Origin of the sequence: Stenotrophomonas sp. PS02301 (genome assembly GCF_029959485.1) — a bacterium.
Taxonomy (GTDB): domain Bacteria; phylum Pseudomonadota; class Gammaproteobacteria; order Xanthomonadales; family Xanthomonadaceae; genus Stenotrophomonas; species Stenotrophomonas maltophilia_Z.
The window spans coordinates 1-12,414 of the sequence record NZ_JASCOO010000116.1 but is presented as its reverse complement, the minus strand read 5'-3'; the positions used below and the strand labels follow the sequence as shown (position 1 = coordinate 12,414).

At 65.4% G+C, this 12,414-nt stretch carries 8 protein-coding genes and 3 tRNA genes; 5 read left to right on the top strand and 6 right to left on the bottom strand.

Translation table 11 applies throughout. The features are described from left to right. Positions 1-229 precede the first annotated feature (229 nt). On the bottom strand, positions 230-2,473 hold the full coding sequence (parC, locus tag QMX81_RS18770) for a DNA topoisomerase IV subunit A (protein ID WP_121041523.1): 2,244 nt from the start codon (positions 2,471-2,473) through the stop codon (positions 230-232). Between the two features lie 58 nt (positions 2,474-2,531). Further along, complete coding sequence (locus QMX81_RS18765) at positions 2,532-3,410, bottom strand: helix-turn-helix transcriptional regulator (protein WP_121041525.1); 879 nt, start codon at positions 3,408-3,410, stop codon at positions 2,532-2,534. A gap of 143 nt (positions 3,411-3,553) precedes the next feature. On the opposite strand from QMX81_RS18765, the gene QMX81_RS18760 reads away from it, so the two are divergent. Genes QMX81_RS18760 through QMX81_RS18745 form a run of 4 tightly spaced genes read left to right on the top strand, consistent with a single transcriptional unit; the run spans position 3,554 to position 8,259 of the window. Next, entirely contained in the window at positions 3,554-3,997 is a 444-nt protein-coding gene (locus QMX81_RS18760) for a MarR family transcriptional regulator (protein ID WP_121041527.1), read from the top strand. Between the two features lie 5 nt (positions 3,998-4,002). Further along, on the top strand, positions 4,003-5,487 hold the full coding sequence (locus tag QMX81_RS18755) for an efflux transporter outer membrane subunit (protein ID WP_282263728.1): 1,485 nt from the start codon (positions 4,003-4,005) through the stop codon (positions 5,485-5,487). 11 nt (positions 5,488-5,498) lie between these two features. Beyond that, positions 5,499-6,680 (top strand): multidrug efflux MFS transporter periplasmic adaptor subunit EmrA, encoded by a 1,182-nt coding sequence (gene emrA, locus QMX81_RS18750; protein ID WP_121041531.1) that lies wholly within the window; start codon positions 5,499-5,501, stop codon positions 6,678-6,680. Between the two features lie 7 nt (positions 6,681-6,687). Beyond that, the gene (locus QMX81_RS18745; protein ID WP_121041533.1) at positions 6,688-8,259 is read left to right on the top strand and encodes a DHA2 family efflux MFS transporter permease subunit; all 1,572 of its coding nucleotides are present in this window, start codon (positions 6,688-6,690) and stop codon (positions 8,257-8,259) included. Positions 8,260-8,311: 52 nt separating this feature from the next. Here the strand turns inward: QMX81_RS18745 and QMX81_RS18740 are convergent, their stop codons facing one another. The 4 genes from QMX81_RS18740 to QMX81_RS18725 all read right to left on the bottom strand — a co-directional run bounded on the left by QMX81_RS18740 (position 8,312) and on the right by QMX81_RS18725 (position 9,724). After that, the gene (locus QMX81_RS18740) at positions 8,312-8,962 is read right to left on the bottom strand and encodes a hypothetical protein (RefSeq protein WP_121041535.1); all 651 of its coding nucleotides are present in this window, start codon (positions 8,960-8,962) and stop codon (positions 8,312-8,314) included. Between the two features lie 148 nt (positions 8,963-9,110). Further along, positions 9,111-9,197 (bottom strand) — tRNA-Leu (locus QMX81_RS18735). Positions 9,198-9,411: 214 nt separating this feature from the next. Then, positions 9,412-9,498 (bottom strand) — tRNA-Leu (locus tag QMX81_RS18730). Positions 9,499-9,637: 139 nt separating this feature from the next. Continuing rightward, positions 9,638-9,724: transfer RNA gene (locus tag QMX81_RS18725), tRNA-Leu, on the bottom strand. Positions 9,725-9,974: 250 nt separating this feature from the next. On the opposite strand from QMX81_RS18725, the gene rnr reads away from it, so the two are divergent. Then, the gene (rnr, locus tag QMX81_RS18720) at positions 9,975-12,320 is read left to right on the top strand and encodes a ribonuclease R (protein ID WP_259462180.1); all 2,346 of its coding nucleotides are present in this window, start codon (positions 9,975-9,977) and stop codon (positions 12,318-12,320) included. Positions 12,321-12,414: the final 94 nt, after the last annotated feature.

Here is a 12,414-nt window from a genome sequence, read left to right as displayed (position 1 = left end):
GCAGGCTCCTGGGCAAAATCAAGGAGGAGGACGTCGCCGTCAGGCGGCGGCCGGGGGACATTTGCCGAGGGGCCTGCCGGTCGCTACGGGGCCCCTCACGCTCTCGGTAGACCCGAGCGGAGACACCGCCAGATCCAACATGCACCGCAGGCGCTCCCTTCGTTGGGAGAAGAACAAAAAAACGGCCGGGTTTCCCCGGCCGTTCCGATTCACGTCAACACCGCGACGCTTACTCCACCGCCAGCCCTTCCACCTTCTGCCAGCCACGCGGCAGCAGATGGCCACGGGTGGCGCGGGTGCCCAGGTAGGTGTCCAGATCCTTGAACGACAGGTTCATCGTGCGCTGGCCGCTGCGGACCAGCAGCGTGTTGCCCGGCGCAACGGACACCACCGCGACCACGCGCTCGGTGGCGAGCTTGGCCTTGGGGATGTCGATGATCTTGTTGCCCTTGCCCTTGTCCAGTTCCGGCAGGTCGCTGGCCGCGATCGCCAGCAGGTTGCCCGAGCTGGTCACGGCCACGATGCGGTCCGTCTCCGGATTGGCGACCACGGCCGGGGTCAGCACCTTGGAGCCGGAGGTCAGGTTGAGCATCGCCTTGCCGGCCTTGTTGCGGCCGGTGAGGTTCTCGAAGCGGGTCACGAAGCCGTAGCCGTGCGTGGAGGCCAGCACAAAGCGCGTGTTGTTCTCGCCGCTGGCCAGCGTCATGAAGGCGCTGCCCGGCGCTGGTGAGAAGCGACCGGTCAGCGGTTCGCCATTGCCACGGGCCGAGGGCAGGGTATGGATCAGGGTCGAATACGCCCGGCCCTCGCTGTCCAGGAACGCCACCTGCTGCGTGCTGCGTGCGCGCACCGAACCGAGCAGCGCATCGCCATCACGGTAGGACAGGGTGGACGGGTCCATGTCGTGGCCCTTGGCCGCACGGATCCAGCCCTTCTCCGAGAGCACCACCGTCATCGGCTCGCTCGGCACCAGCTCGGTTTCATCGATGGCCTGCGCCGCGCCACGCTGCACCAGCGGCGAGCGACGGTCATCGCCGAACTTCTTGGCATCGGCCACCAGCTCATCGCGGATCAGCTTCTTCAGCTTGGCCTTGCTCTCCAGGATGCCGACGATCTTGTCGCGCTCCTTGGCCAGCTCGTCCTGCTCACCGCGGATCTTCATCTCTTCCAGGCGGGCCAGCTGCTTCAGCTTGGTTTCCAGGATGTACTCGGCCTGTTCCTCGCTCAGCGCGAAGCGCGCGATCAGCGCCGGCTTGGCTTCGTCCTCGGTGCGGATGATGTGGATCACTTCATCCAGGTTGAGGAAGGCGATCAGCAAGCCATCCAACATGTGCAGGCGGCGCTCGACCTTCTGCAGGCGATGGTTGAGGCGGCGGGTCACGGTGGTGCTGCGGAACTGCAGCCACTCGCTGAGCAGGGTCTTGAGGTTCTTCACCTGCGGGCGGCCGTCCAGGCCGATCACATTGAGGTTGACCCGGTAGCTGCGCTCCAGATCGGTGGTGGCGAACAGGTGGCCCATCAGCTGCTCGGCGTCCACGCGGTTGGAGCGCGGTACCAGCACCACGCGCACCGGGTTGGCGTGGTCGGACTCATCGCGGATGTCCTCCAGCCACGGCAGCTTCTTGGCGCGCATCTGCGCGGCGATCTGCTCGATCACCTTCGACGGCGACACCTGGAACGGCAGCGCATTGACCACGATGTTGCCGTTCTCCTTCAGGAAGGTGGAACGCGCCCGCACGCTGCCGTAGCCGGTTTCGTACATGGTGCGCAGATCGGCGATCGGCGTGATGATCTCGGCGAAGCTCGGGTAGTCCGGGCCTTTCACGTGCTCGCACAGGTCGGTGACCGTCGCATCGGGGTCGTCGAGCAGGTGCAGCAGTGCGCTGACGATCTCGTTGAGGTTGTGCGGCGGCACATCTGTGGCCATGCCCACGGCGATGCCGGTGGTGCCGTTGAGCAACAGGTGCGGCAGGCGCGCCGGCATCCAGGTCGGCTCTTCCAGCGTGCCGTCGAAGTTCGGGGTCCAGTCGGTGGTGCCCTGGTTGATCTCGCCCAGCAGCACTTCGGCGATCGGGGTCAGCTTGGACTCGGTGTAACGCATGGCCGCGAACGACTTGGGATCATCGGTCGAGCCGAAGTTGCCCTGGCCTTCGATCAGCGGGTAGCGGTACGAGAACGGCTGGGCCATCAGCACCAGCGCTTCGTAGCAGGCGCTGTCGCCATGCGGGTGGTACTTGCCGATCACGTCACCGACGGTACGCGCGGACTTCTTCGGCTTGGAGGACGCGTTCAGACCCAGCTCGCTCATCGCGTAGATGATGCGGCGCTGCACCGGCTTCAGGCCGTCGCCGAGGAACGGCAGTGCGCGGTCGAGCACCACGTACATGGAATAGTCCAGGTACGCCCGTTCGGCGTACTCGCGCAGGGGCAGCTGTTCAAAGCCGTGGAACGCGGGGCGGGCAAGATCGGTCATGCGGGATTGTTACCTGTGGCAAGGGACGGCGACGGCTGTCGCCCTCGCAGGCGGATGATTATCCGGATGCGGCCGGGGATGCCAAGCCGCGTGATGGGTTCAGGGGGTGTCCGCTGCGCGCCAGATAGCGCCCGGGCGGGCTGCCGAAGTGGCGGCGGAAGACAGTAACGAAGGCGCTGGGGCTGCTGAACCCCAGTTCGTGCGCGATATCGGACACGCTCTGGCCATCGGAGAGCCGGCGCAGCCCCTCGGCCAGCCGGGCCTGCTGGCGCCACTGCGCGAAGCTGAGCGTGGTTTCATCGCGGAAGTGCCGGGTCAGTGTACGCGGCGACAGCCCGGCCCACTGGGCCCATTGCTCCAGGCTGCGGCCGTCGGCCGGGTCGGCGATCAGCTGCGAGGCGATCCTCAGCAGGCGCCGGTCCTGCGGCATCGGCAGGTGCATGCGCTGGCGCGGCGCATTGCGGATCTCGTCCAGCAGGACCTCGATCATGTGCTGCTGGCGCAGGCTCGGCTCGGCCGCGGGCACCCACGCGGTGACGCGCAGCGAGAGCGCCTGCAGGAGATCGGAAATGGCCAGCACGCAAGGTTCGTCGGGCAGATCACAGGCCATCGGCGCGCTCACGATCACGCCCCAGCCACGCAGCGGCCCGCAGATATCCACCGTATGCGGCTCGCCCGGTGGCATCCAGCCGGCACAGCCCGGTGGCAGCGACCAGGTGCCGTGGCGGGTGCGGGTGGTCAGCAGCCCGGCCTCCACGCAGATCAGCTGGGCGCGCCGGTGCTGGTGCCAGTCGATCTCGCGTTCCAGCCCCTTGGGGCTCTCGATGCGGAAGCCGAGCACGCCCAGTCCGTCATCTCGCTCGAACCAGTCCAGGACCTGGTTGCGGATCATCTGGGTGGCCTCGGTCTCCAGCGCTGGCCTGAAAGTGTTATCCATTGTCCAAATTGTAATACCCGGCCAGTGGCGGGCGCCATTAAGGTAGCGACCTCCCCATTGTTCTGATTGCTGCAACACAGCATTTGGTTCCAAATTAAATATTTCTATTGAGAAATATATTTTTTGGAAGAGAATGCTCACCCATGATCTGCCCTGATGCCCATCCCCCCAGCTTCGGACTCCTGCTGCGCCAAGTGCGCGATGGCCTGGTCCGTCAGCTAGACACGTCGATGGCCGAGGAAAACCTCGGTATTGGCTTCACCCACTATCTCGGCCTGAAGGTGCTCGCGGCACGTGCCCCGTGCACCGCCAACGAGTTGGCCCAGGCCCTGGACCAGGTGCCCAGCGCGGTCACCCGCCTGCTGGACAAGCTGGAAGCCCTGGACTGCGTGCGGCGCGAGCCGCATGCGCAGGACCGGCGGGCACTGCAGATCGTGCTGACCGAGCCGGGCCGCCAGTTGTGGGCCCGCCTCAAACAGCGGGGCGACCAGACCATCGACGACGCCATGCGTGATCTGTCTGCGGACGAACGCGCGCAGCTGCTTTCCCTCATGACCCGTGTACGCGACTCACTGGTAACGCCATGACTTCCATGTTTGAACGTTCTTATTCACTGCGCCCGCTGCGGCCGATGCTGGTCTCCGCGCTGGCGCTTGCGTTGGCCGCGTGTGCCAGCAGCCGCGGCCTGGAGCCGCAGGGCCGCCTGCTCGATGCCGACAGCCTGCAGGCCCAGCGCACCCTGGCCGGCACCGGCCTGAGCCAGCCAGGCTGGCCGGCCACGGACTGGTGGCGCGCGCTGGGCGATCCCCAGCTGGACGCGCTGATCGCCGAAGGCCTGCAGCGCAATCCGGGGCTGGACGCGGCCGATGCACGCCTGCGCCAGGCGCGTGCCCAGATCGGCACCGCCCGCGCCGACCGCCTGCCCAGCGTCTCCGCCTCCGGTGGCTACACCGGCGTACGCCTGCCCGAATCGATGGTCGGCGATGAACTCGGCGGCAGCTACGCCGGCAGCGGTCAGGCCTACCTGAGTTTCAGCTACGGCATCGACCTGTGGGGTGGCAAGCGCGCCGCCTGGGAAGCGGCCGTGGACAGCGGTCATGCCGCCGAAGTGGACGCCCAGGCCGCACGCCTGAATCTTTCGGCCGCCATCGCCGAGGCGTATGCGCAGCTCGGTTACGCGTGGACGCTGCATGACGTGGCCAGCGAAGAACTGGCCCGCTCGCAGAAGACGCTGGAGCTGACCCGTCAGCGGCGTGCCGCCGGCATCGACAGCGACCTGCAGACCCGTCAGGCCGAAGCCCGTATTCCGGCCGCGCAGCAACAACAGCAGGCCGCGCAGCAGCAGATCGACGAAGCCCGCACCGCGCTCGCTGCGCTGGTCGGGCAGGGCCCGGACCGAGGCCTGCAGATCGCGCGCCCGCAGGTGTTGAACCCGCTGGCCCTGCAGCTGCCCGGCGTCCTGCCGAGCGAACTGCTCGGCCGCCGCCCGGACATCGTCGCCGCGCGCTGGCGCGTGGAAGCGGCCAACCGTGATATCCACGCCGCCAAGGCCGCGTTCTACCCCAGCCTCAACCTGACCGCCCTGGGCGGCGTGGTCTCCAGTGAAGTAGACCAGCTGCTCAAGAGTGGCTCGACGTTCGCCTTCCTCGGCCCGGCACTGAGCCTGCCGATCTTCGACGGTGGCCGCCTGCGCGCCAACCTGGGCAAGACCGACGCGCAGTACGACCTGGCCGTGGCCGACTACAACCAGTCCGTGCTCAACGCGCTGCGCGATGTCGCCGACCAGGTCAACGCGGTGCGCTCGCTGGCCGACCAGGCCAATGCCCAGGCCCAGGCCGTCAGCACGGCGCGTGCCGCCCATGACCTGGCCGAACAGCGCTACCGCGCCGGCATCGGCAGCTACCTGGATGTGCTCAGCGTCGAAGAGCAGTTGCTGGTCTCCCAGCAGCGGCTGGCCGAACTGCAGTCGCATCAGATCCTTGTTTCGGTCCGCCTGAGCCAGGCGTTGGGCGGTGGCTTCACCCCGACCAGCGATGCCGCCACGGTCGCCGCCACCCCCGAATCCTCGCATTACTGAGAGTCATCCCCATGAGTCAGACCTCCGCCCCCGCTGCCGAGAAGGCAGCTCCCTCCCGTCGCGGCAAGCTGCTGCGCGGCCTGCTGGTCATCGTAGTGCTGCTGCTGGCCGCGCTGGCCCTGTGGTACTTCATGTTCGGCCGCTGGTTCGAAGAAACCGACGATGCGTACGTGCAGGGCAACCAGGTCCAGATCACCCCGCTGATCAGCGGCACCGTGGTCGGGATCAACGCCGATGACGGCATGCGCGTCGAGCGCGGCCAGTTGCTGGTCCAGCTGGACCCGGCCGACACCGAAGTGGCCCTGCAGCAGGCCGAAGCCAACCTCGCCAAGACGGTCCGCCAGGTGCGCGGTCTGTACCGCAGCGTGGAAGGTGCCCAGGCCGAATTGAACGCGCGCCAGGTCACCCTCAAGCGCGTGCGCGAGGACTTCAACCGTCGTAAGGATCTGGCCAGCAGCGGCGCGATCTCCAATGAAGAACTGGCGCACGCCCGCACCGAACTGGCGGCCGCCGAAGCCGCCGTGGCCGGTTCGCGCGAGACCTTCGAGCAGAGCAACGCGCTGGTCGATGACACCGTGATCGCGACCCAGCCGGACGTGCAGGCCGCTGCCGCGCAGCTGCGCCAGGCCTACCTCAACAATGCCCGCGCCGGCATCGTCGCGCCGGTCACCGGTTACGTGGCGCGTCGTTCGGTGCAGGTCGGCCAGCGCGTGCAGCCGGGCAATGCCCTGATGGCCGTGGTGCCGACCGAGCAGATGTGGGTGGAAGCGAACTTCAAGGAAACCCAGCTGCGCCACATGCGCCTGGGCCAGGAAGTGGAGCTGCGTTCGGACCTGTACGGCGGTGATGTGACCTACAAGGGCCGCATCGACAGCCTCGGCCTGGGCACCGGTTCGGCGTTCTCGCTGCTGCCGGCGCAGAACGCCAGCGGCAACTGGATCAAGATCGTGCAGCGCGTGCCGGTGCGTATCGCCATCGATGCCAAGCAGCTGGCCGAGCATCCGCTGCGCATCGGTCTGTCGATCAAGGCCGAAGTCAGCCTGCGCGACCAGAAGGGCACCGTGCTGCCGACCGAGATCGCCAAGGGCCAGGTGTTCGATACCGACGTCTACGCCAAGCAGCTGCACAGCGCCGACGATGTGATCCACCAGATCATCCAGCGCAACCTGCCGCAGCAGGGCAAGGCGAGCTGAGGCGACCATGTCCGCACAAGCCCCCGCCGCACCGGGCGCCCCCGCGGCCCCGGGCACGGCCTTCCGGCCGGCCAACGTCGCCCTGTGCACCGCAGGCCTGGCGATGGCCTCGTTCATGCAGGTCCTGGACACCACCATCGCCAACGTCTCCTTGCCGACCATCGCCGGTAATCTCGGCGCCAGTTCGCAGCAGGCCACCTGGGTCATCACCTCGTTCGCGGTCAGCACCGCGATCGCGCTGCCGCTGACCGGCTACCTCAGCCGGCGCTTCGGCGAGACCAAGCTGTTCGTGTGGGCCACGCTGGCCTTCACGCTGGCCTCGCTGCTGTGCGGCCTGGCCCAGAGCATGGGCATGCTGGTCGTCTCACGTGCGATCCAGGGCTTCGTCGCCGGCCCCATGTACCCGATCACGCAGAGCCTGCTGGTCTCGCTCTATCCACGTGAGAAACGCGGGCAGGCGCTGGCGTTGCTGGCCATGATCACCGTGGTCGCGCCGATCGCCGGCCCGATCCTCGGTGGCTGGATCACCGACAACTACAGCTGGGAATGGATCTTCCTGATCAACGTGCCGCTCGGCATCTTCGCCGCGCTGGTGGTGGGCAACCAGCTCAAGGGGCGCCCGGAACAGATCGAAAAGCCGAAGATGGATTACGTCGGCCTGATCACCCTGGTGATCGGCGTGGGCGCGCTGCAGCTGGTGCTCGATCTGGGCAACGACGAAGACTGGTTCAGTTCGACCAAGATCGTCGTGCTGGCCTGTGTGTCGGTGGTGGCACTGGCGGTGTTCCTGATCTGGGAACTGACCGACAAGGATCCCATCGTCGATCTGCGCCTGTTCCGGCACCGCAACTTCCGTGCCGGGACGCTGGCGATGGTGGTGGCCTACGCGGCGTTCTTCAGCGTGGCGCTGCTGATTCCGCAATGGCTGCAGCGTGACATGGGCTACACCGCGATCTGGGCCGGTCTGGCGACCGCACCGATCGGCGTGTTGCCGGTGATCATGACGCCGTTCGTGGGCAAGTACGCCTCGCGGTTCGACATGCGCATGCTGGCCACGATCGCCTTCATCTTCCTGTCCTTCACCAGCTTCCTGCGCTCGGGCTTCAACCTGCAGGTGGACTTCGGCCATGTGGCCGGCATCCAGCTGATCATGGGTATCGGCGTGGCGTTGTTCTTCATGCCGGTGCTGCAGATCCTGCTGTCGGATCTGGACGGTCGCGAGATCGCAGCCGGTTCCGGTCTTGCCACCTTCCTGCGGACGCTGGGCGGCAGCTTCGCCGCTTCGCTGACGACGTGGTTGTGGGCACGCCGCACCCAGGAGCACCACGCGCATCTGACCGAGCACATCTCCGGCTACACCCCGGGCATGCAGGACCAGGTGACCGCGATGGGGCAGGGCGACCTGCAGCATGGTGCGGCGGCGCTCAACAACATGATCAACCACCAGGCCTCGCAGATGGGCTTCAACGACATCTTCTTCCTGCTGGGCTGGATCTTCTTGGCCATCATCGCCTTCCTGTGGCTGGCCAAGCCGCCGTTCGGTGCAGGGGCGGGCGCTGCCTCGGCCGGTGGGCATTGAAGTGCTTGCGGTGAGCTGAAACGAAAAACCCCGCCCAGTGCGGGGTTTTTTGTCAGACTTGTGCATGCTCCGCTGCCCAACTGACGACAGATGCCCCTCTAGTGAGGCGCAAGATTAGTCCTAGCGATCTCACTCCCCCAAGCAGTATGCAGATCGCGACGATGCCTAAGATGATGCTGTAAGGCGGGCCGCGATCAAGGAGCTCGAGCTGAGTGGCTTCCTGAGAAATCGCAGCAAGCGCTGCCAGGACGCCGGTGAGAATGGCCACGATATTGAAGCGGGTGGCCGCGTACTTGGCTTCAAGCTCTAGATGACGGGCCTTGTTCTGCAGCGCTGTTCGCCCAAGGTGGGACAAGCCCTTCGCAACTTGCTCATCTGCTTCATGCCTTTTGTCCATATGCGCATATAGGAACGATCGCGTGGGCATGGTGATGAAGATGGCGAGAGCAGCAAGCCATAAGGCGGCCATGAGGTACATCAGCGAGAGTATGCCCAAGCCCATGGGAAACCATAAGGATGTGTCCTCGTTTCCACTTACGAGTTTGATGATTGTCACGACGATAAGAATTGCGAACCAGCCTACGATGCTCGCAATCGAGATCCTCTCAAACGAGTCATACCAGGACTTAGGGTGAGGCACGGGCCGCAGGTGCTTAAGAACATCCGATGTAGAAAGCAGGTGCGTCTTTTCAGTGCTAACCATCTCAAGTTTCCATCCAGATCTGCAGTCCAATGACGGCATGGAAGGTTGCAACTTGAGGAGAGTGGTTCCTTAGCAACCTACGGCGGTCATTTGACTGGCCCGGAAACGAAAAAACCCGCTTGCGCGGGTTTGATCATTTTCTGAGTCATGGTGCCCAGGAGAGGACTCGAACCTCCACGAAGTTGCCCCCGCTAGCACCTGAAGCTAGTGCGTCTACCAATTCCGCCACCTGGGCGACTCAGGAGGAGAATTCTGCGGGAGAACGGTGATGGTGTCAACAGGATCGCGTGGGAAATTTTTCGTCAGTCGTCAGTCGTCAGTCGCCGCGTCATCGTCGTGTTGATGCCGCGCACCTCGTGCGTTACCCACTACGCAGGGCAGAGCCGCGCATTGACGAACCGCAGAAACGAAAAAACCCGCTTGCGCGGGTTTGATCATTTTCTGAGTCATGGTGCCCAGGAGAGGACTCGAACCTCCACGAAGTTGCCCCCGCTAGCACCTGAAGCTAGTGCGTCTACCAATTCCGCCACCTGGGCGACTCAGGAGGAGAATTCTGCGGGAGAACCGCGAATGTGTCAACAGGATGTCGCAGGAAATTTCGTTCGTCGCTCGATGCAGCGTCATCGCCAGAAACGAAAAAACCCGCTTGCGCGGGTTTGATCATTTTCTGAGTCATGGTGCCCAGGAGAGGACTCGAACCTCCACGAAGTTGCCCCCGCTAGCACCTGAAGCTAGTGCGTCTACCAATTCCGCCACCTGGGCGACTCAGGGGGCGAATTTTGGCCATGTCCCCGCAGGTTGTCAACGGGTTTGTGAAATTTCTTCACAATCCTGCACAGGAGCGCCGCTGATCGGTTCTGCACACGCGCAGCGGTTACTATTGAGGTCAATGAAACCAAAGAAACCGACCCAGGGCGCGAAAGCCCCCAAGTCCCCGGCGCCCAAGAAGGCAGCCGGTCCGTCGGGCAAGCCCCGCGCTGCCGCCAAGAAAGCCGGCAAGCTGCCCCCCTGGATGCCCGAATCCCTGAACACTGCTGAGCCGTCGCGTGGCAACAAGCGCGGGCCCAAGCCCGCGCATGCCGGGCCGATCCCGACCCGCCGCCGCCCGCATCCGACCCCGCTCGACGGTGAGGTCCAGGTCGACCCCTTCGCCGCCCGCGAGGCCGAGCGCTATGCGCAGCCGATCGCCAGCCGTGAGGCGATCCTGCAGCTGCTCGACCGCTGCGATGGCCCGCAGACCGCCGAAGAGATCGCCATCCACCTCGGCCTGACCGAGCCGGACCGTGCCGATGCCCTGGGCAAGCGTCTGGGCGCGATGTGCCGTGACGGCCAGCTGGTGCAGAACCGCCGTGGCGGTTTCGCACCGCTGCAGGCCGTCAACCTGATCACCGGCGTGGTGATCGCCAACCCGGAAGGGTTCGGCTTCCTGCGCCCGGTCGAAGGTGGCGACGATCTGTTCCTGCCGCCGTTCGAAATGCGCAAGGTGCTGCATGGTGACCGCGTGCTGGTCAACGTGACCGGCATCGATCGTCGCGGCCGTCGCGAGGCGAGCATCTCGCGTGTGCTCGAGCGTGGCATGAGCCGCCTGATCGGTCGCTTCAGCGTCGAGTTCGGCATCAACTACGTCGTGCCCGACGACAAGCGCGTGCAGCGCAATGTACAGATCCCACCCGACCAGACCGGCGATGCCCGCGATGGCCAGCTGGTGGTCTGCGAGCTGACCCAGGCGCCGGACACCCGCCGCCCGCCGATCGGCCGCATCATCGCCGTACTCGGCGACAAGCTGACGGCCTCGCTGGTGGTGGAAACCGCCATCCACGGTCATGAGCTGCCGTTCGAGTTCCCGGCCGAAGTGCTGGCTGAAGCCACCGCGGTCCCGATGGTGGTCACCCCGGAACAGATCGGCCACCGCGAGGACCTGCGCAACACGCCGCTGGTCACCATCGATGGCGAGGACGCCAAGGACTTCGACGACGCGGTCTACTGCGAACCCAATGCCGAAGGCTTCCGCCTGGTCGTGGCGATCGCCGACGTCTCCAATTACGTGCGTCCCGGTACGCCGCTGGACACTGAAGCGCAGAAGCGCGCGACCTCGGTCTATTTCCCCGGGTTCGTGGTGCCGATGCTGCCGGAAACGCTGTCCAACGGCATCTGCTCGCTGATGCCCAAGGTCGACCGCATGTGCTTCGTCTGCGATATGCAGGTGAACCGCGAAGGCGAGGTCATTCATTCGCGTTTCTACGAAGCGGTGATGAACTCGCACGCGCGCCTGACCTACAACCAGGTCTGGGAAGCGGTGGGCGAGAACGACCCGGCTGCGCGCAAGGCGATCGGTCCGCTGATGCCGCAGGTGGATCGCCTGTACCAGCTGTATCACGTGCTGGCCAAGGCGCGTACCCGCCGCGGTGCGATCGAATTTGAAACCTCCGAAGTGCGCTTCGTGCTGGACAACACCGGCGAAGTCACCCAGGCCGGGATGATGGTGCGCAACGATGCGCACAAGCTGATCGAAGAATGCATGATCGCGGCCAATGTGCAGGCTGCGCGCTACCTGCTGGCCAAGCAGGTGCCGGCGCCGTTCCGCGACCATGAGCGTCCGCCGGAATCCAAGTATGCCGATCTGCTCGAGTTCCTGAAGGAATTCAAGCTGAGCCTGCCGCCGTGGTCGAAGGTGCAGCCGGCCGATTTCACCAAGCTGTTGAAGAAAGTGCGCGATCGCCCGGACGCAGCGCTGCTGGAATCGGTGCTGCTGCGCAGCCAGAGCCTGGCGGTGTACTCGCCGGACAACCTGGGCCACTTCGGCCTGGCGCTGGATGCGTACGCCCACTTCACCTCGCCGATCCGTCGCTACCCCGATCTGCTGGTGCACCGTGCGATCAAGCACGCGCTCAGCGGAGCCGCGCCGGAGAAGTTCACCTATTCGCCGCGTGAGATGGCTGCGCTGGCCCTGCAGTGCTCCGAGCGGGCGCGCCGTGCCGATGAAGCCGAGCGTGAAGTGGACGAGCGTTACCGCGCCGCATGGATGGAAAAGCACGTCGGTGGCCAGTTCGAGGGCGTGATCAGTGGCGTGACCAGCTTCGGCTTGTTCGTGGAACTGGACGAATCCAAGGTCAATGGCCTGGTGCACGTCACCCAGCTGCCGCACGACTATTACCAGTTCGATGCGGTGCGCAAAACGCTCAACGGCGAACGCCGCGGCAAGATCTACCGCCTCGGTGACCGGGTGCGGATCCTGGTGCTCAAGGCCAGCATGGAAGAGCGCAAGATCGACTTCCGCCTGGTGGAAGAGAAGGACGATTCGCTGCCCGAGCTGCCGCCGCGCGGCCAGCCGGCCAAGCGCCAGAAGCAGAAGTACTGATCATCGCTTACCGGCCCACGGCCGGTAAGCGGCAGGTGCCCCCCGGTGGTGGGGCCGCGGGCGACCCCCCCCCCCGTGGGGGGGGGTCGTATAA